The organism is Sphingobacterium siyangense (assembly GCF_007830445.1).
Lineage (GTDB): Bacteria > Bacteroidota > Bacteroidia > Sphingobacteriales > Sphingobacteriaceae > Sphingobacterium > Sphingobacterium siyangense.
The window spans coordinates 64818-86174 of sequence record NZ_VLKR01000012.1; the positions used below are offsets into that span (position 1 = coordinate 64818).

Genomic DNA, 21357 nt, shown 5'->3' on the forward strand with positions numbered 1-21357 from the left:
AACATCTACCAAAATGAATAAGTTTTTAATACCGTTGACCTTCATGTGTGTGCACGTTGCGCATGCGCAGGAATCCAGGGAACTGAAAGGAAAGGTTTTGGATGCGGTCACGTTAAAACCGGTCGTGGGGGCGACGGTTGTCGTTGAAAGTTCGGCAGTAGCAGAAGATATCGGTGTACCTAATCAGGTGCAGCAGTCGGCATTGGGTTCATTGACCGATGCGGCTGGTGAATTTCGCTTAAAAGTGCCTAGTAATTTAAAGTATGTAACGATTAGCTATGTCGGGTACCAGCGTATTCAGGTGCCGGTATTTCAGGATCATAAGACAATCTTGCTTCAGCCAAGTGGTGAGTCCTTGGATGAAGTGATCGTAACAGGTTATACGGATATCAAAAAACGTAAGAATACGACGGCTTACAATAAAATCAATGTAGCGGACATCAAACAGACGGGGGTTGCATCGATCGATGAAATGCTTGCTGGTCAGGTGGCAGGTTTGCAGTTGAGCAATTTTAATGGCGGCCCCAATAGTGCTCCACAGATCCGTATTCGTGGTACTGTATCACTCAATGGCACACAAGATCCCTTATGGGTGATTGACGGACTGCCGATTGAAGGTACGGCAATGCCAAACCGAATAGAGAAAGATGATCTTAATAGCTTGACAAATCTTCCTATTGCAGGCATCAATCCCGATGATATCGCCGATATTACCGTTTTAAAAGATGCTGCGGCGACTTCAATTTATGGTGCCCGGGCCGCAAATGGGGTCATTGTGATTACCACAAAAAGAGGTAAATCTGGTCCCGCAAAATTGCAGGTGTCAGCAAATACCTTTGTGACGCAACGTCCGGATTTCGGTAAACTCAATCTGATGGATGCTAATGAAAAAGTGAATTTTGAGTTATTGATGGCCAATCGTACGGATCTCAATTATCGTACGGATAAGGGCGCTGTTATGCGGATACTAAATAAAGCAAATGCATTGGATGCTTATCGCACCGGTGGTTTAGCAGCTTTGTCACCGGAAGTACAGCAGTCGATCAGTCAATTGCGCACGCAACAAACGAATTGGGGGAATGAATTATACCGTCAGGCGGTCAATCAACAGTATTCCGCGTCTATTTCAGGCGGTAATGATGGGCATCGCTATTATTTGTCAACAGGTTTGTACGATGAAAAAGGTGCTACAAAAGCGGTAGATCTTCGTCGTTATTCATTGACATTAAATAACGATTTTACAATCAACGATCGGTTTAAAGCTGGTATTAATATATTAGGATCAGTTTCGAATAGACAAAATCCGATTCAGGATCGTGATGCTTTCACGAACCCAAGTTATTATGTGCGTTCGGTTAATCCATATCTTTCAGTTTATGATCAATCTGGGAAATTTAACTATGATCCAGATATCGAGGGCTTTGAAAGAGATACTTATATCCCATTTAACGCAATTGAAGAGCGCGATAATACCAAATACACGTTAACAAATAAAGCACTGAAAGCAATCAGTTATTTGGAATACGCTATTTTACCACAGTTATCCCTGAGAACAGAGCTTGGTTTGCAATTTGATGAAAATAAAACTGAAAAATTTGCAGATCAGGAAAGTTATAACACCCGAAAATTGCGTGCTGCGACCCGCTACTACGATGCCGCCAGCAAGACAAATAAGTATTTTTTGCCTACTGGTGGGACAATAGAAAATTCCAATAATAGCGTTTTCCAATACAATTGGAAAACTTATTTAAAGTACAACAAAACCTGGAACGATCGCCATGAGCTGGAATTGATGGGAGGAACGGAACTGAGACGGAGCAAGAGTGAAATCGTAACAACGAAGGGATTCGGGTACAATCCGGCAACATTGACGACGCAAACACTTGTTTTTCCAAATAGCAACTACCAAAATGACTCAAGGTTTGTACAGTATAAAAAAGGATTTGTAGAAAGCTCATATGCCTCGTTCTATGGGAATGCGACCTATACTTTTGATCGGAAATACAATGTATATGCAAGTATTCGACAAGATGGTTCTAATATGTTTGGTGTTGATCCCAAATATCGTTTTCTACCGATTTGGTCTGTTTCGGGATCATGGAATGTGCTAGAGGAAGAGTTTATTAAAGGAAAAACCGCTTTGTCTGATCTCCGAGTGCGCGCGTCTTACGGTACGCAAGGAAATATTGATCGCAATACTTATCCTTTTATTGTTGGTTTTTATAATAACATTACCATGTTGCCAGGAAATAATGAAGGAACTGTATTTGTTGAGATGCCTGCTAATGATAAACTTCGCTGGGAAAAGACCCAATCTTATAATGCTGGGATTGATTTAGGCCTATGGAAAAACAGATTAAATATTACGGTTGATTATTATAACAGAAAGAGTACCGACTTAATCGATTATAGTGCAATACCTTTGGAAAACGGTTTCCAAAACGTAAAAGTTAATTGGGCCTCAGCAAGAAACCAAGGCGTGGAATTGACGATATCAAGCCGTCAGATCCAAACGGATAAATTCTCCTGGTCAACGGACTTTAATATTGCACACAATAGTAATAAATTATTAAAAGTACTCGCTGATCCAAAAGCCTATGCGCTTGAAACACAGGAAGGGCGTCCAATTAATGGCCTATACGTATTGGAAACGGCTGGTTTGGATAAAGATGGGGTGATGCAGTTCAGAAATCAGGATGGATCCGTTTCGAGCTTTGAACAGTTTTTTGGATTATATGATCCATGGGCGGAGTTTTTGCCAGGTTATATTTCGCAAACCGATATGACCGCTGCAGAATACCGTTCTAAATTTAAATACAAGGGTAGTAAAGATCCGAAGTTTATCGGCGGAATGACCAACCGTTTCCGTTATGCTAATTTTGATCTCGCAATTTCTGCTGTGTTTAATTTGGAGCGTTGGGTAAGCCGTACACCGACTTATAATCCGGCTCTGGTAGACCGTGGTCAGAATTATACAACAGATCTTTTGAAGGCACTGCAAGAGGGTGGTAATATGCCTGCTTTGGGAAGCATAAGTTCTGAATTCAATGATCGCTGGATGGCCTATGCTTGGTTGGAAAGCAATGATCCAATTAAATCATTCAATCTCTATGATATCTGGGCAAAGAAAATGAGCTATGTCCGCATCAATAGCATTCGTTTAGGTTATACACTCCCTGCTGCATTAAGTAAAAAAATTGGTACAAGCAATTTACGCGTGAATGTAGAAGGACGTAACCTATTTGTCTTTGGAGCAAATTATGACGGATATTTTGATCCTGAAACTTACGGTAATTATTATGCACAACCGATCAGCAAGTCTTTTGCCTTCGGTCTGTCAGCGAGTTTTTAATTCTTTTAATTGATTTATAACATGAAAAAGATAGTTTATTTTGGAATGATCATGGCAGCCAGTGCATTGAATTCCTGCGATAAATATTTAGATATAAAACCGGTAGGGACGGTTATCCCTACTTCGGAAAGTGATTTTAGAGGTTTAATGACAAGCAGTTATGCAAACTTTCCTGCACATAAGTCCTATTTGTCCTTGCGGACAGATGAGCTATTGTTGGATGAAAGTTCGACTGATGCCGCTAGAACCAAAGATATTTATCTTTGGAACGATCAAAATCCTGATCCGACAACAATTGCTTATCCCTATCTGACATTTTATAGTAGTATTTTTTATACCAATCAGGTCATTAGTACAATCGATGAAAAGTTGGCTAGCAATGCAGCAGTGGACCAAATCAAAGGAGAAGCTTATCTGATGCGTGCTTATGCTCATTTTGAGTTATTAAATCTCTACAGCGAGGTCTATTCGGCGAGTAATGCAGGGCTTCGGGGCGTTCCTTTATCGACAAAGATTGACCTGGAACAACGTTTTGTACCTGTGACCATTGGAGAGTCTTATGCGCAGATCCTGGCTGATATGGGAAAAGGGACAGCTTTACTGACTGTGGATGATCAGGCAAAAGGTGTTAATTATCGCTTTAGCAAACGCGCTGCTTTTGCCATGGCCTCACGCGTTCATTTATATCGCGGTGAGTGGCAAGAAGCAATTGATGCCGCTAAAAAAGCTTTGGTTATAAATGACAAATTGGTTGATCTCAATGCTGCTGGAAGCCTACTTCCGAATGATTTTGAATCAGCGGAGATGATTATGGCTTTGGAAAAAGTATCTGTTCCTGGAGTACGTACAAGTTCCTTTATTTCACCGGCCTTGTTAGACAGTTATTCTGCAGGCGATTTGAGAAAAGGTCGTTACTTCCAAAAAAGTGGGGGCGATTATGTATCCCTCAAAGGTGGGGACAACCGTTTTAATGTGAGTTTTAGAAATGCTGATCTTTATTTGACGTTGGCCGAATGTTATGTTCGTCTGGGAAATACAGCAGAAGCATTAAAATATCTGTCTGCTTTAAAGAAAAACAGATTTACCGCAGATGCCTATGCCAAAGAAACTAAGGCTGACGCAGGTTTGTCAAAGGAGCAATTGCTAGATGCGGTTCTGCTGGAACGCAAGCGTGAACTGGCGCTAGAGGGATTACGGTGGTATGATCTAAAACGGACGACAAGACCGGCGATCACACACAGTAGTTTCGGCAGAACGGTAACACTGCAGCAGAACGATCCTCGTTATGTGATACGTTATCCACAGGAAGCAATCAATAATAATCCCGATCTGTTGAAATAATCTATTTTTTTAAATCCTATATATATTAATCCATTTTCTTTTTAGGAAATGGATTTTTTATTACATTCAACCCATGGGATGGAAAATACTGATTGTCGAAGACGAAGACTGGGCTTTTGTAGGCTTAAAGGAGATGTTGACTGCGCGCTATGGAGAAAGTGAACTGACCTTTACCAATGCAAAAGAGGTTCAGGAAGCGGTGGTGACAATCAATAGAAATCAATTCGATCTGATTTTTATGGATATCCACCTGATGGATGGGCTGAGCTTTGAAATTTTTAAGCAGGTATCTATCGATGTGCCGCTTATTTTTACGACGGCTTACGAACAATATGCCTTGGAGGCCTTCCAAAATAGAGGGTATGCCTATTTGTTAAAACCTTTCGACAGCGACGAGTTGACTGAGGTCATGAAACGTATCGAACCGCTACTACCTAAAGTAGAACCTCGGCTCAAACAGCGTTTTTTAGTGAAATATGGTAATTTTTTAAAGTCGCTGGCCATTGCTGATATTGCTTATTTTATGGCAGAAGACAAAGAGTTGTATGCTGTAGAAAAAGGATCTGGAATTGCATATATTATTGAAGATACCATCACTCATCTCGTTACACAGGTAGATCCAACAGTTTTTTTCCAGATCAATCGTAAATTTCTTGTTCGAATAGATGCGATTCAATCCATGTTAAAAATTAGTCGAAATAGAATCAAATTAGCGTTAATGCCCTCAACTCCAGCGGGAATTGTAGTCATTGTTAGTGAGGAACGATCTCCGAAGTTTCAAAAATGGCTTGATCAATAATAGTAAGTTAGCTTACTAAATGACTTTTATAAGCTTAGTTTTTAATTTTAAGTACTTTATTTATAGTGTTTTGTGTTTTAGCGAAACAAAATCTATTAATTCAATAGATTTTGTTATATATTTGCGTTCCAATAAAAACTACTTATTCAGTAGATTTTATTGGAATGCAAGGAGCCACTGTGTTTTTTGTATTTAATCACACTTAACTTATTTAGTAAAGCATTCTTACGATGTACGCAAAACTTAAATACATTCCTATTGCTGCGATAGCATTATCAGGTGTCAATATGAACAGGTTGTATGCTCAGCAGCGGGCTATACAAGGAAAAGTTGTTGATGCCAAAACCGGTCACCTACTTCCTGGAGTAAATGTTCGCATTTCGGGGCAAAATCAAGGAACCTTAACGAATTCAAAAGGAGAGTTTACAATCAATGTCACAGGTGACGTATTACCTGTATTGGAATTTTCCTTTGTAGGTTATGAATCTCAACAGCTAAAAGCAACAAGTACAAACTTAACATTGTCCTTGAAACCCTCCAGTACAGATCTGGAAGAAGTGGTGGTGGTGGCTTACGGTACTGCCAAACGTACAAACATAACGGGGTCGGTCAGTACGGTGAGCAGCAAAGCTATTGAAAATAGACAGGTATCAAATATTACGAAGGCCCTGGAGGGACAGGTACCGGGCTTACAGTCCGTAGCGTCCTCGGGACAGCCAGGTACTGAAGCAGCCATCCGTATTAGGGGTATCGGCTCCATTAATGCCTCCAGTTCACCTCTGATCGTGTTGGATGGTAGTCCTTATGCCGGGGATATTAACTCCATCAATCCGAATGACATTCAGTCTATCTCTGTTTTAAAAGATGCAGCATCAAGTGCACTTTACGGATCCAGAGGGGCGAATGGTGTGATTATTATTACTACTAAGTCTGGTGTGTCTTCCGACAACACCAAGATTAATCTCAATTTTACACAGGGCTATTCAACCCGTGCAGTTCGTGACTATGACCAGGTATCGACCGATGAATATTTTCAGCTCTATTGGGAAGCTTTGAGAAACAAAAACCTGTCAAATGGCCTTACAGCAGAGCAAGCGGCGTCCAACGCAAGTAAGACCGTATTGACAGATTTAAATATCAATCCGTATGGCAGTCAATACCCGCAGCCGGTCGGAGTAGATGGTAAGTTGGTTGCCGGAGCTAAGACACTATGGGATGATCCATGGACCGACGTATTGCAACGTACGGGAGTGCGTACACAAGCAGATCTAGGGTTTAGTGGTGGTAGTGCCAAAAGCACCTATTATATTTCGGGTGGTTATCTGAACGATCAGGGGATAGCGATTGAATCTGGATTTAAAAGGTACAACCTGCGCGCAAATCTTGACAGCAAAGTGAAATCCTGGTTAAATGTCGGTCTCAATATAGGTGGTAGCAGTACACAACAAAAATATCCGCAGTCTGAGGACAGCAATACGGCAAACATTATAAATTTTACGAGACTGGTGCCATCTTTTTATCCATACTATGAGCGCAATGCGGATGGTTCATTTGTGCTTGATGGAGCCGGAAATAAGATTTACGATTTTGGAGAATATCGTCCAAGTGGTGCAACACCACGTAATAATTTAGCTGCTTCTCTTCCTTTGGACAGAAATGATATCCGTCGGGAAAATCTATCTGCCCGGACTTATCTGGAAGTGTTGTTTTCCAAAAATTTAAAATTTAAGTCGACATATAATGTTGATTATATCAACGGGAATACACACGACTATACCAATCCTTTGTTGGGAGACGGTGTGAATACGGGCGGGTATGTTTATCGTTCAAATGTGCGTACCGTAGCGCAGACCTGGAACAATTTATTGACTTATGAGAAGCAGTTTGGCTTACATTACCTCAATGTATTGGCCGGTCAGGAATACTATGATTTTAATAGTAGCAATATCAACGGTAGCAGACAGCAATTTGTGCTCCCTTACTTTGATGAACCTGCTGCGGCATCACAACTCAATAACTTCACGGGATCAAGTGCTGGGTATAGGCTATTGAGTTTCTTGGGAAGAGCGGAGTATAATTATGATAACAAATATTATTTATCGACTTCGTTACGTACTGATGGTTCGTCGCGCTTTTCGCCAGCAAAACGTTGGGGAACATTCTGGTCTGTGGGTGGATCTTGGAAGCTGAAACAGGAAGAATTTTTGAAGGATAACACAACGATTGATCAGCTGACGGTAAGAGCAAGTTATGGTGGACAAGGAAACGATAATTTAGGTACCTATTATGCTTATAAAGGACTTTATACCATTGCAAATAGTTTGGGTAAAGGCGGAACGTATACCGGTAGGTTGGCTACACCAGATCTAAAATGGGAGTCGAACCTCAATTTGAACGTAGGTGTCGATGTATCTGCATTTGAAAACCGGGTTTCATTGAGTGTGGAGTACTTTAACCGTCGGAGTAAGGATTTGCTGTTCACCATGCCGATGGCTTATTCAACAGGCTATACGGGCTATGATGCAAATATTGGAGCGCTGAAAAATACCGGTATCGACGTGGATATTCGTACTGTCCCGGTTCGAAATGAAAATTTTAAATGGAATTTAGACGTCAATCTTTCGCATTACAAAAACAAGATTACAGCTTTGCCAAAAGATAACAAACCGATCATTACGGGGAATAAGCTTTTGCGTGTAGGCGGAAGTATCTATGATTTTTATCTGCCGGAATGGGCTGGAGTAAATCCAGATAACGGTCTGCCTCAATGGTATACCGCTGATAAGGACGGTAATAAAACAGGTGAAAAAACTTCGGAATACAGTAAGGCCGGTAATTTTATTGCCGGGACTTCATTGCCAGATCTTGTCGGTGGGATTCAAAACAGTTTCACTTACAAAAATTTTGATTTGTCTGCTTTGTTGAGTTTTAGTTTGGGTGGACAGATATTAGATAACGATTATATTCAGCTTATGCATAGCGGTAATAATCCGGGACGTGCTTGGTCCAAGGAGATCCTCGAGCGCTGGACGCCTGAGCATACGCAGACCGATGTGCCTAAATTGACAACAGATAACTTGAATTGGACTTCTTCGTCCACACGTTTTCTTTACAGTGGCACTTATGCACGCCTTAAAAATGTGAGTTTGGGCTATAGATTACCTTCGGATTTATTGAAGCGGATAGGTGTAGAAAAACTTCGTGTCTTTGCAACTGCCGAAAATCTATTGACATTTTATGGTCATCAAGGAATGGATCCAGAACAGACGGTGAATGGGGCGACCTATTTTCGCTATCCGGCAATGCGAACAATCTCTGGTGGTATTCAGCTTGTTTTTTAATGCCTTATTGTTAATCTGAGAATTTAAATGAAAATCATGAAACTAAAAATTATATATATCATATTGGCGCTCTCTCTAGTGAATGCATCATGTAAGGATGCGCTTGAGTTGGATCCGACCACTTCTGTGCCGGAAGGTGAAGTGTTTAAAAATACCGACAATGTTGCTACGGTGATCAATGGTACCTGGAGGTATTTAAATGATACCTATTTTACTTATGCCAATCCAGGTTATACGGCGGTAATGCGTACAAGTGATGCAATGGGAAGTGATGTTGCGGTGACGACCAAATATGGTTATCGCGATGCGTATGCATTTACCGAATTAACAAACAATCGTTCTAATCGCGTTAATTCTTTTTGGATAATGCTGTATAAAGTGATCGATAATATGAATAATGTGATCGCGAAAGTGGATGGAGCTGAGGGATCTGTCGAAACCAAGAATGTATTGAAGGGAAGAGCGAAAGCATTGCGCGCGTTTTCTTATCTAAACCTGGCGACTTTTTACCAGTTCAGTTATCTGAAAGATAAAAATGCCAAGTCTGTTCCGATCTATACCGAACCCAGTACATTGTCGACTGAAGGAAAATCAAGGTCAACACAGGAAGAAGTGTATGAACTTATCTTGAAAGATCTCAAAGACAGTGAAAGCTTGTTGGCTTCTGCTAGTAGAGCGGATAAATACGAAATCAATGCGGATGTCGTGTATGGTCTGCTTGCGAGAACCTATTTGCAGGTAGGCGAATGGAAGCTAGCCGCTGAATATGCTGAAAAAGCAGCTCAGAAGTATAATTTAATGACTCCGTCAGATTATCAGGCAGGTTTTAATGATCTTGGAAATAGCGAGTGGATTTGGGGACATCAGCAGACTAACGAGCAAAATGTGGCAAGTTATACATTTCATTATTTGGATGTGTCGTCAGCTGGATCTTATTACTATAGTTTTATGGCCGATCCTTATTTTAAAGATTTATTCGATACCAGTGATGTGCGTTACGCTTTATTTGAATGGGATAATTTACCTGGTCGGGAAGGTTTCCTACGGTATAAGAAGTTTAAGTTTAAGTCCAATTTAATTGGAGATATTGTATACATGCGTGCTTCTGAAATGGTTTTGATTGCGGCTGAAGGTTATGCAAGAGCTGGTGAAAACGATAAAGCGGTAGCAGCGCTGAATAAATTACGGACGGCTAGAAACGCTAAGCTGTTTTCAGGAAATGATAATGGACAATTAATTGCTGCCATTCTTGTTGAAAGACGCAAGGAACTTTGGGGTGAAGGATTTGCTTTGTCGGATATTCTTCGGACTCAGGGAAAGGTTGTGCGTAAATCCTATCTTGATGCTGAGGGAAAACCTATTCAAGTAGAAATTGTGGGTGCAGACGGTAAGCCTAAGCTGGTTAATGGTCAAGGGCACCGGATTATTAAATTTCCTGATGGTTCTAATTTTGTAGAAAACAGTCCTTATTATTTGTTTGCTATACCATACGAAGAGACGGTGCGAAATCCGAATCTTTAGTATGTTTTTGTTGGTTTGTTATTGAAGAGATCCGGTGCACTTCTGTGTATCGGATTTTCTTTTTTTCTCACGCGACTTTCTTTTTTGGCTGTGTGCTTTGCTTCCTTTTGTTGAAGAATGCTTCCTTTTTTTAGTGTTGCCCTGTTTGCGCGGCTTAGCGTTGGGATCTTCTCGGTTTAAAGACTGTCGTCTTTTTGTCTTGTATGTTGTTTTTTCAGATGGTGTATCGCATTCCTATAAATTGCACAAGAGATGGTGTCGGTAAATAGGGTAAGGGTTAGTTTTCCACATTATGTTAATAACGCTGTTGAAAACCTGTTTAAAAGAAAAATGCAGTTATTAACAGTACTTATTAACATTATGTTGATAACCTTTCTTTTTCTTCTTTTTGCTTTTGTTCATCCAGATGATATATCCTGTGATGGGCAAGGAAGCACAAAAGAGACTAGCTAGGCAAGCGATAATTTTTGTTGTGAGTCCACCGATGCCACCGGTATGAATATCATAGTTAAGTGCACCGAGCTTATCCCCATACTGCAATTCGTTGCTGGATTTGACTGCCGTAAGACTGCTGTCTTCTTTATTATAATAAAGCCAATCAAATACACCGCTTCGTTTTTCATGATGTCTCACCTGTATATCCATCGCTGTTTCGGTTTCTTTTTTTAGTCGGATCGACATCATTTCAGCATCCGGATAATTTGTCAAGGCATACCGTAGCGCATTGTCCTGAAATTTCTTTTCCACAGGAGGCAAGGGGATAGGGGAGCTGTGTGTGGAAGAAGCTGTTGGCGACTGCAATAAATTGAATGTTGCGATATAGGTCTTTTTGAAATCCGGAAAAGCAAAAGCGAGGCCCGTAATGGCAAAAATCAATCCGATAAATAAACTGTAAAATCCGATGACATTGTGGAGGTCGTGGTTCAGTCGCTTCCATTTTACTTTGGTATCTAACCAAAAACTGCGCTTAAGATTCTTGCCCTTCCATTTTTTGGCCACCAAAGAACAATGCCACTAAGTAAGATAAGGACAAAAATGGCCGTTGACCAGGCGACGATAGGATGGCCATATTGCTTGCCCAAGAGGAGGTTTAGGTGAAGCTGAAGCACCAGTTGAAAGAATTCTGTTTTTGAATTTTCTACTTGCTGTACTTGACCAGTATATGGATTGATGAAAACGCGTTTGTAATAGCGGTAATAATTCCAATGGCCAAATGCTTTTTCGTCCGTTTTTATGGCACGAAATACCCAGGTACGATTCTTCGAAGGATAGAGATCAACCCGCGTGATTTTTTGATTTTTTTCGAGGCTTTTCTGTGCGCTGTAAAGAAGTGCGCTTAAAGGTAGCGGAGTTTTTGAGTGGTTGGTTGTATCGGAGATAAAATATTTTTCAGGATAAGCCCAGAGCTTGAGCTCATCCTGAAAGGTGTATATGCTGCCCGTCAGGCTTAGGATGAATACCACAACTCCGGTGATGATTCCGAGCCATTTATGCAACCAAAGAATGACGGTTTTAAACATATTAGAATTTGTAGTTGATGTTAAATGAGGCCAGCATACCTTGTCCTTTGACGTATTCTTCATTTAAGGCACGATATTGACTGACAACAGGGTAATAGTTTTTATTGAATAAGTTCTCTACCCCCATGCCGATAGACCATTGTTTGTTTACTTGGTAATTTCCATTTAAGTTAAATAGGTCAACAGTCTTAACGGGGCCTTCGCTGTTTTTGTATACGCCTTTATCGTTTGGAAGAAAGCGATCACGTGATCCGGTATGCACCCAAAAGAGCTGAAAGGTTAAGGGTTTTATCGGAGTATAGTAGATGTATCCCGTTGCTTTGTCTGGCGAGATACGTGAGCCATTGAGGTAGGATTTTGATCCATCTTCTTTTTTTGACTTTCCTTCCACATAGGCATAGGTTCCGCCGATGGTCAATTGAGGCGAAATATTAGCGCTCAATGCAATTTCGTACCCATACACATCTTCTGGAAGGCGTTGTGGCATCAGGTAACCACCAATGTCCACCAGTTCAACGCCCATTTTGGAAGTACTGTAGTAATAAGATGCTGATAGCTGGAAAATGCTGTAATTGCTTGAGAATCCGATTTCGTAATTATTAGTGATAATAGGGTCGGTTTTTAGGCTATCTAAATCATTATCTGTTGCCCGACGTACAATACGGCCGAGTTCATTGATTGCGAAACCTTGTGAGAAACTTACGAAGGGATTAAAGATCGCGAATTTGTTGTAACGCAAACCTGCATTGAAGGTCGCTCCTTTGTAGGGGATATTACCTCCTTTTACGGCAATACTTCCTTCGTTGTTGGGCCCTGTAGCAATGGTATTGAAATCCTTTATTTTGACTGTTGCATTTTCATAACGTACACCGCCTTTAAAGATTAAGTTTTCTAGGAAATCAATTTTTACCTGGGCGTATGGAGCAACGTTTAACATGTTCATATAGGGAATATAGACCCTGCCGTCGGTCAGATTTTGATCTGTTACATCATTTAGTAAATCTACACCATAGGTGATATCTGCATTTGAACCCAATACCTGAAAAGGTGTGTTTAAGTTAACGCGTAAGCCTTTTTTCTCCGAATTGATTTGTGTTTGTCCTGGACCATACCATGCAGAAGCTTTCTCGACATAACGGTTCATGGATCGAAATGTATTGTAGTATGCAGAAGCAGTTAAAGATGTCGACGCGAATAGATTACTTTTAGTATAGGTCAACATGGCATTGTGGTTATATGGAGTTCCAGCAGGTTTACCTGGATCTTCGCCTTTCACGCCTATCGTTGGCGTTTGACCATATACACCTGTTTGGCTGATGTATCTGTTGTGTTGGTTACTTCGGTAGAAGTTGTATACTGCCGTAATATTGGAACTGCTATCGATACGGTACCCGACTTTTAGAAACGCATTGTATTGATAGGTGTTCGAAAGACCGTCTGTCTGACCGAGGGGAACCCCGTCACCATCGCGTTGCAGACCAACGTAATCGGCGGATCCACTGACGGTATAATTCCATTTATTTTTTTGTCCGTATAAAGTTTGTCCTATGTGATAGCCCATGGTACCGGCGCTATGAACTGGATTGAAAGTAGTTCTAACACTTGTGATCCCTTGTATCGGAGCTGCGTCTTTCGATGGATTGCGTGTAATGTAGTTGATAATACCGCCTGCGGAGCCATTTCCATAGATAGATGTAGCACCTTTGATAACCTCAACCCGTTCGATGACACTCGGGTCAATGGTCCGAAGATCACGTTGTCCATTCATCAAAGGCGTTGATTGTGGAATACCGTCGATCAAAACAAGCACAGATCTCCCACGAAGTGTTTGTCCGGAGTTTGTCGCTTTATTGGTCGATGTTCCAAGACCGGGGACAGTATTCCCTAAAATTGTTGAAAGATTGGTGCTGATTTGGCTTTGGGCCTCAATTTCTTTTGTGGTCAAGATCGTTACTGAAGAAGGGACAGTGGAGATGCTTTCCGGCTTACGTCCTGCTGTTACGATAATCTCATCTAACACTTGGGTAGAATTAAGCTGAACTGACAATGGACGTTGAACGGTATCTAAATTGACCATTTTTTCAACCGTTGAAAAGCCTGTATATGATACCCGCAATTGAATCGGATTATTCGAAGGTCTTTTGGCAAAAATGAATTGTCCAAGTTGATTAGAATAGCCGACGCTTTTTCCGTCAACTTTGATATTCGCTTGGCTTAATGGTTTATTGTCTCTGTCTTTTACGATAAGGGATAATTCTTGTGCATGTAGCTGAGCACTTAAAAGCAAAAGAATTCCACTGCTGAACATCATATATCGTGTTCTGTTTTTCATGGTAATTTATTTAGATCAAATATAAATTAATGCGCAAATATAGTTTATTTTATAGTTGTGCCAACAGCTATATTATATTTTTTTTAATTTTTAGAGATGGTATACAGTGATTTTCAGGAGAATTTGATATTGCAGTAAAAGCTTGATTCCTTAAGGTTATGTTTATACGTGGATTGGTGGTTGATATGAATTGAATGTTTTGTTAACGATTTATTGATCTTGGTTGATTAATTTAGGATGTTATTTTTTGTGGCTCAAGCTTATATATTTGAACGTAATTATAAATTAATGAGTAGAACATTTTTTGCTTTTTTTCTTTTTGTTTCGTCGTATTCAGTAGTCGTCGGACAAAAAATCCATTCACTTGAGTTTGCTTCTCCAAAGGCGATGCGTGATTATTTTACCTATGCTAAAGATAAAAAAATTGTAAGTGGTCATCGGGGAACGATGGAGGCTGGACTTCCTGAAAATTCGATTGCGGCATTTGAAGCCGTATTACGAAAAACACCGGCTATTTTTGAAATCGATCCGCGTTACACCAAGGATAGTGTTGCTATTTTGATGCACGATGCGACATTGGATAGAACCACAAATGGAAAAGGAAAAGTATCTGACTATACCTGGGATGAACTGCATAAGCTGAAATTAAAGGATCAGGCTGGAAATATTACCCGGTATGGTATTAACACACTTGATGAAGTCATTCAATGGGCAAAGGGTAAAACCATCCTCAACTTAGATAAAAAAGACTTACCATTGGCGGCCACAGCAGCAATACTAAAAAAATACAATGCCTACAGTTGGGTATGGGTTACGGTACATAATACTGAACAGGCAGCGTTTTATTTGGCGCAGAATCGAGAACAGTATATGTCCATGCATATTAAAGATCAGGCTGCATTGGAAAAATTTAAATCTTCTGGATTACCCTACGACCGTATGATTGTCTATATTGGGCCAGAACTAAAGGATTCCAATCAGGCGATGTATCAATTCTTCAACAACAAAGGTGTGATGTGCATGATTTCAGCGGCGTCTACCTACGATAAGTTGCAGACAAAGACAGAACGCGCCGAAAAGTATAGGGCCATATTTGCGGAAGGAGCCTCCGTTCTTGAGTCGGATCTCCCTATGGAAGTCGGTGAAGTAATCGATTCGTTTTAACGGATTATGATCAATCCAAATCGATATTGTCATCTAAAAATTTAAGATACTTAGGCGATTCATCTTCGAAAATGTCTCTTCCTTCCATCATATAGGCGCGAAGAAGATATTCCTGGGCAGACTCGCTATTATTGTCTTCCAAATAGCACTGTCCTAAGCGCAGCATGATAAAGGGGTTTTCGTAGGCATTTTCGATAATGTTTTGTTTTGCCTTTTCAAAATGAGAGAGGGCATTGTCAAAATCGTCCAGTAAGAAAAAGGCATCTCCTATGGAAGCTTCGAGCCAAAGACTTTCCGCATGAACATGTTGTGGACTAGGGACTAAATCAAGTGCTTCGGTCCACACCCGGATCGCCGACTGGTAGTTGCCTTCATCACATTGGATGTTTCCTTCCTCGCTAAGTTGGTCTATTCTGTCTAATGTTTGATCGTCCATAACATTTTATTCTTTAGAGTGCTATACGAAGATAAGAAATATAATAATAAAAAACACCTGAAGCCTAAGCCTCAGGTGTGAGCTGATTGAAATAACTAAGTTTATTTATTCCACCATAATTTGGTGCTTATCACATCGTCTCCTTGTCGTGAAAGTGCACTTTGATAATTCGTCTTATTGGTACTTTGTTCTTTTAATGGGTACACCAAACGGCTTGGGATTGTGTTTCCTACCTCAGGAGTGAACGTATATGTAACAGGTTTGCCTTCTACTGTTCCGGTCCATGTAATATCACCTTTCTTGATTAGGAATAACGGATACCCTGTTCTTCTGATTTCGGACCAAGATTCGATACTTTGGTTGAAAAGTGCTAAGTACTTTTGAGAAAGCACATTTTCCTTATTCGCAGCAGGAAGTTTACTCAGATAGGTTGCTACCTCATCAGAAGGCACAGACCATTTTTCAAGAGAAGCCCGAACACCCTTTTCGTAATTAGATTGATCCCAGTTGTTGTTTTCAGCTAAAATGAAAGCAACTTCCGCATATTCTACAAGTACTTCCCCGTAATCTGCAGCATTGATAATGTCACTCGGTAGTGATATTTTGTCTACAGGAAATAGATTGCCCGCTGCTAGGGGGAGACCATAGGGTTGGCCGTAGTAAACATTTCCTGAGCTTGTCGGTTTAGCAAATTTTGATAGACGTGGATCTGCAATTTTAAAGGGGCCACGACTGCCCTGTAAAGTCTCAATAATCACATTAGAAATTGCAAAGTCTTTTCGATTGGCAGTTACCGTTGCTCTAAACAATGGTGCTTCATTTGGTGATGTTTTGGAGTATTTAAATACCGCATTATCATTGTTGGAGGTGAATACACCTTTTTTGATGGCATCGGCGATATGTGTCGTTGCCAAAGCGGCATCTTTGCCTTTGATCCGATTCGCAACACGTAGACGTAACGAATTGGCGAATTTTGCCCAGCTACTATTTGATCCTTTATAAATAATATCAGCTGTTCCGAAAGTCGTGGCTGTTGGATGCTTTGCTAATGTATCAGCTGCCTGCTGTAATTCATTGAGAATGTCTTTGTAGATTTTCTCTTGACTTGCATATTTTGGCGTTAGGTTATCCGGATCCTGCTGTAGCGCTTCAAAATCTGCATCTTTATTGCCATAGGATTCATAGGGAATATCACCAAAAACATCTGTTAGCGATTGAAAAGCGTAGGCCTTGAGTATTCTTGCTATCGCAATCTGATTGGTATTTGTACCAGCTGTTCCCGCTGCGGCAATCGCTTTGGTGGTTTCATTGGTATTAAGCTTAATAATTTCATTTAAATTATTAAGCGATTTATAGGTCGCAGTCCAATAGTTGTCTGAATAGCTTGTTGGTATTTGATAACGAGATTGGTCCGTATAAATGTTCTGACTGAAATACTGTGCAAATAATTGAGCACCTCGTAGGCTTACTTCTTCACTTCGTAACGCATTGACTAGCTGTTTTTCGGCGGTCACTAGAATCGTTGGCGTTGTAACAGAAGCAGGTCGATTTGGGTCTGTATTGATATCGCTAAATGTGGATTTGGAGCACGAAGTAGCAATAAGCGATAGGCCGATGAATGAAGTATGTAGTATGTTTGATATTTTCATCTGTGTATATTTATTTATAAGTGCTTGTTCTGATTATCGATGAATCTGTTGCACTTGGGTTATCTTTTAAAGCTGATGAACGATCAGATTTATCCGGTCTAACATTATGGGGTAAATCATGATGAGTTTCATCTTCTAGAATTTAAGATTAACATTAAAACCATAAGTAACCGGAAGAGGTATATTTCCACCTTCAATACCCTGAACATTTCCACCGCTGGATGTGAACTCTGGATCAATATACTTACTCTTGGTATAAATGTTCCAAAGATTACGTCCGTATACATTCACGCCAATGTTTTTGATAATTTTGGGATTAGTCAATTTGAAATTGTAACCCAGAGTAACTTCCCTTAATTTAACATATGTTGCATCGAAGATTGAAAATGTTGTCGGACCATTATATTCATTGCGCGCCCATTGTTGTGCAGTAATATTAGTGGTATTCTGTTGGATGTTACTCACATCGTACGAACCATCACTATGGAATGCAACATCTCCCTTAACTCCATCCAGGACGACACCCGTTTCACGAATATTATTTGCAGCTGTCTTATCCAAAATACCAGAATACATACCAACTTTATAGGTTTGTGAGAAGAATTTTCCACCCACTCGACCCGAGACTAAAAAGCCTAGACTAAAGTTTTTGTAACGGAAGGTATTTTGGATACCGAAGGTAAAATCGGGCAGTACTGACCCTAAAGGAACCAACTGTGATGTTTTCATGTAGGTGCCATCTGCCTGGACAACGCGTTGTCCGTCCGGAGCATAGACAAAGTCGTAACCCAAAAATTGGCCATAGGATTCTCCTTCACGCGCAACGAGCTCGACCAAGGAATTGCTTAAGCTCAAAGTGTTGACCTGATCATCCAATTTAATGACTTTGTTTTTATTCTTAGCCCAGTTGATTGTCGCATCCCAAGTGAAATTTTCGTGTTTGATAGGGGTACCATTTAAGACGACTTCAATTCCTTTGTTATTGATTTTTCCAGCATTGAATACTTTTCCGGCATACCCGAATGATGAAGAAACAGGGACTGGCAGGATTTGATTCCTCGAATTGTTGTTGTAATAGGTTATATCAAATCCTAGTCGATTTTTGAATAGTTGTAGATTTAGGCCTGTCTCCCAAGAGCTGGTAATTTCAGGTTTTAGATTAGCATTTGGTTTAGTGCTTGGAAGCCCATAGGACGCTTGTCCGTCAAAGGATTGCTCGGGTTCGTAGACTTTATACAATTGATAAGGATCTGTATCATTTCCGACTTGAGCCCATCCCAAGCGGATTTTACCAAAACTAAGCCAATCCAATTTTTTAAATGCTTCCAGTTGGCTAAAAACAAAACTACCTGTTAGGGACGGATATATAAATGAATTGTTGTTGGTCGGCAATGTAGATGACCAGTCATTACGTACCGTTCCATCTAAATACAGAAAATCGTTGTATCCCAAAGAGAAGCTACCATAGATTGATGCAATGCGTCTATGGTATCGGAAGTTGTCAATTTTAACTGCATTGGCATTTTTTAGATTGTAGTAATTAGGAATAATCAAACCGCCCTGTGTAATCGCATAGTCTTGCTTTCGCTGTTGGTCACGAAGATTGGCGCCTATGTTCCCGATAAGGGAGAATTTATCCCAGTTTTTCTTGGCGGTAGCCAAAAACTCGTAGTTGTATTCATTTAGTTTATTGTTGGCTTCCTCGTATTGAGAAGTGCTTCGTGAATAAACCGCAATTCGATCTTGGGACTGGAATGAATAAATATCTCCATGTACTTTAGCCCCTAAAGTTAGCCAATTGTTTAAGTCATATTGTAAACCGATATTACCGTAGAAACGATCTCTATTGTCCTCCATGTACGACTCATAGGCGGACCAATAGGGATTATCAATAAAACGGGTCGCCTCGGCGGCAGGCGTATTTTGCCATCCCGTTCGGTTCCAGGCTAACGGAGTTCCGTCTTCACGTTTGTAGTTTTCCAATATTTTGTAATCGACTTGTACAGCTCCCCATTGGAATGCTTCAAGGATAATATTTCTATTGGAAGCACCAGTCCATGGACGGCCTACTGATGCATTACGGATATAGTTAAAATTCGAATTAATCTTCAGTTTACCTAATTGTGTACCCCCAGAGAAGTTAAAGGTATTACGGCCCAAACTGGAGTTGGGTGTTGTTCCTGTTACATTTTTATTCGTGTAGGAAAAGCGATAATTTGTATTTCCGCTATTGCCAGCTATGGCAAAATTGTTGGTGTTGGATACACCTGTCCGAAAGAAATAACTAACATCATTTTTGGGATAAATCCACGGAGACGGATTTAAATAGTTGGCCTCATCTTCAGGGTTCAGATTATACCATTGAAGTACTGGCGTGCCGTCGAGTTTTGGTCCCCAGCTTTCATCTGCGGCATAATCGACTATTTTGTAGTCTGTTCCATTGATATTTTGGGTCTGGAAGCTTGTAGAATACCCTTGACCATAGAGATGTTGTCTTTTGGGTAATCGAACAATATTTTCAAAATCAACTCCGGTATTTAAGGAAATATCTACTTTTTCACCCTTTGATGCACGTTTGGTCGTAATCAGTATAACCCCATTGGCCGCCCTAGAACCATAAAGAGCAGCAGCAGATGGCCCTTTTAATACCGAAATGTTGTCAATATCATCGGGGTTGATATCTTGTATCATGTTACCAACATCTTTACCGGCACTTCCGTTGATAGTAGAAGAAGAGTTTAAATCGGTATTATCAATAGGCGTACCATCAATGACATATAGAGGTTGATTGTTTCCCGCGATTGAGTTAATACCTCTAAGCAAAACATGGGAAGATCCACCCATGTTTCCGCCTGAGGTCGTTACTTGAAGTCCTGCAACTTTTCCAGACAACGCACTGAGGGCATTGGTAGGCCGCGTTTGAAGTTCAACAGATTTGACCTCCTGTACGGCATAACCCAGTGATTTTTTCTCACGTGAAATACCTAAGGCCGTCACAACAACTTCGTCCAGTTGAGAAGTCGTTGGCAGAAGTTGAACCGTGGTGAAACCTGTAGTATTGGTTTGAACAGTCTTAGTTTCAAAGCCAATATATTGAATGCTGATGTTAAGTGAGCTTCCGGTCGAAGGGAACTCAAATAGTCCATTTACATCTGTTTGAACCTGTTTTTTACTGTTTGTTTCGGTAACTGTAGCCCCTTGAATAGGATTATTATTGTTGTCGACTACCTTTCCTTTTATAGTGGTTTGTGCGTATAGTGCACCAGTACTAAGACAAAGCGCGGCCATTACGACAAAATTTATGTTGTTTTTTGCCATACTAATTATAATAGTGAGTTTATTGTTTGAGTTGAGTTATAGGAGATATTTGAAATTTACCTGTAAAAACATCCCCTTAGGACATTCGTTTTTTAAGGATATTATCTGTATGCTGTTTCATGTGTTAAAAAATGTTAATGCAAATATATAAAATCTACCTGATAACTATACTTTGTTTTTTTGTTTTTTGTAATTTTTGAGTCAGAATGATAAGATGCGGTTTTTATAGGTGAGGAGTAGCTGGGACATCAAGTTTTTTTTCTTTTCGGAACACCTTCTTGTTTTCTTTGCAATATGTTGCCTGTCAGAATATTGATTGGTAGGTGCGAATCGTAAGCGACAACGCACGGATTGTAAATCCTCGTATTTTCGAATAAGAAAGGGCAATGTTCTTGTGTCTCCATGATGGTAAATTAAAACGTTAACACGATGATTATTTTTGGTACAAGAACAAAAGTTTTAGCTAATAAATCGCAATCGGCAATCGGAAACTGCGATTATTGTGGCACAGTTCAATCCCTTTTTGTCTACAGGCAAATTAAATATTTCCATGTTTTTTGGATACCCATATTTCCCTATAGTTC

General features: G+C 40.3%; 12 protein-coding genes. 6 read left to right on the plus strand and 6 right to left on the minus strand.

Annotated features, from left to right (window positions below; all coding sequences use genetic code 11):
- The first annotated feature begins 13 nt into the window (after nucleotides 1-13).
- The 5 genes from IQ31_RS12310 to IQ31_RS12330 all read left to right on the plus strand — a co-directional run bounded on the left by IQ31_RS12310 (nucleotide 14) and on the right by IQ31_RS12330 (nucleotide 10354).
- Entirely contained in the window at nucleotides 14-3352 is a 3339-nt protein-coding gene (locus IQ31_RS12310) for a SusC/RagA family TonB-linked outer membrane protein (protein WP_075991237.1), read from the plus strand.
- A gap of 21 nt (nucleotides 3353-3373) precedes the next feature.
- Entirely contained in the window at nucleotides 3374-4693 is a 1320-nt protein-coding gene (locus IQ31_RS12315; protein ID WP_088160372.1) for a RagB/SusD family nutrient uptake outer membrane protein, read from the plus strand.
- Nucleotides 4694-4766: 73 nt separating this feature from the next.
- Complete coding sequence (locus IQ31_RS12320) at nucleotides 4767-5492, plus strand: LytR/AlgR family response regulator transcription factor (RefSeq protein ID WP_075991239.1); 726 nt, start codon at nucleotides 4767-4769, stop codon at nucleotides 5490-5492.
- Nucleotides 5493-5722: 230 nt separating this feature from the next.
- Nucleotides 5723-8833 (plus strand): SusC/RagA family TonB-linked outer membrane protein, encoded by a 3111-nt coding sequence (locus IQ31_RS12325; protein WP_088160373.1) that lies wholly within the window; start codon nucleotides 5723-5725, stop codon nucleotides 8831-8833.
- Between the two features lie 36 nt (nucleotides 8834-8869).
- Nucleotides 8870-10354, plus strand: a complete 1485-nt coding sequence (locus tag IQ31_RS12330) for a RagB/SusD family nutrient uptake outer membrane protein (RefSeq protein ID WP_088163455.1) — start codon at nucleotides 8870-8872, stop codon at nucleotides 10352-10354.
- Nucleotides 10355-10693: 339 nt separating this feature from the next.
- On the opposite strand, the gene IQ31_RS27885 is transcribed toward IQ31_RS12330, so the two are convergent.
- The 3 genes from IQ31_RS27885 to IQ31_RS12340 are packed head-to-tail and all read right to left on the minus strand — an operon-like array spanning nucleotide 10694 to nucleotide 14206.
- Nucleotides 10694-11353 carry a PepSY-associated TM helix domain-containing protein gene (locus tag IQ31_RS27885; RefSeq protein WP_244294467.1) on the minus strand — a complete coding sequence of 220 codons (660 nt, stop codon included), beginning with the start codon at nucleotides 11351-11353 and terminating at the stop codon, nucleotides 10694-10696.
- Nucleotides 11305-11874 carry a PepSY-associated TM helix domain-containing protein gene (locus IQ31_RS27890; RefSeq protein ID WP_244294468.1) on the minus strand — a complete coding sequence of 190 codons (570 nt, stop codon included), beginning with the start codon at nucleotides 11872-11874 and terminating at the stop codon, nucleotides 11305-11307. The genes IQ31_RS27885 and IQ31_RS27890 overlap by 49 nt, the downstream gene beginning before the upstream one ends.
- A gap of 1 nt (nucleotide 11875) precedes the next feature.
- Nucleotides 11876-14206, minus strand: a complete 2331-nt coding sequence (locus tag IQ31_RS12340) for a TonB-dependent receptor (RefSeq protein WP_145328178.1) — start codon at nucleotides 14204-14206, stop codon at nucleotides 11876-11878.
- A 288-nt stretch (nucleotides 14207-14494) separates the two neighbouring features.
- Between IQ31_RS12340 and IQ31_RS12345 the strand changes: the two genes are divergently transcribed.
- Nucleotides 14495-15370, plus strand: a complete 876-nt coding sequence (locus tag IQ31_RS12345) for a glycerophosphodiester phosphodiesterase family protein (RefSeq protein WP_145328179.1) — start codon at nucleotides 14495-14497, stop codon at nucleotides 15368-15370.
- A gap of 10 nt (nucleotides 15371-15380) precedes the next feature.
- Here the strand turns inward: IQ31_RS12345 and IQ31_RS12350 are convergent, their stop codons facing one another.
- The 3 genes from IQ31_RS12350 to IQ31_RS12360 all read right to left on the minus strand — a co-directional run bounded on the left by IQ31_RS12350 (nucleotide 15381) and on the right by IQ31_RS12360 (nucleotide 20773).
- Nucleotides 15381-15806: a tetratricopeptide repeat protein gene (locus IQ31_RS12350; protein ID WP_088160377.1), complete on the minus strand. Its 426-nt coding sequence runs from the start codon at nucleotides 15804-15806 to the stop codon at nucleotides 15381-15383.
- 101 nt (nucleotides 15807-15907) lie between these two features.
- Nucleotides 15908-17455 (minus strand): SusD/RagB family nutrient-binding outer membrane lipoprotein, encoded by a 1548-nt coding sequence (locus IQ31_RS12355; RefSeq protein WP_145328180.1) that lies wholly within the window; start codon nucleotides 17453-17455, stop codon nucleotides 15908-15910.
- Nucleotides 17456-17590: 135 nt separating this feature from the next.
- Entirely contained in the window at nucleotides 17591-20773 is a 3183-nt protein-coding gene (locus tag IQ31_RS12360) for a SusC/RagA family TonB-linked outer membrane protein (protein ID WP_145328181.1), read from the minus strand.
- Nucleotides 20774-21357 lie beyond the last annotated feature (584 nt).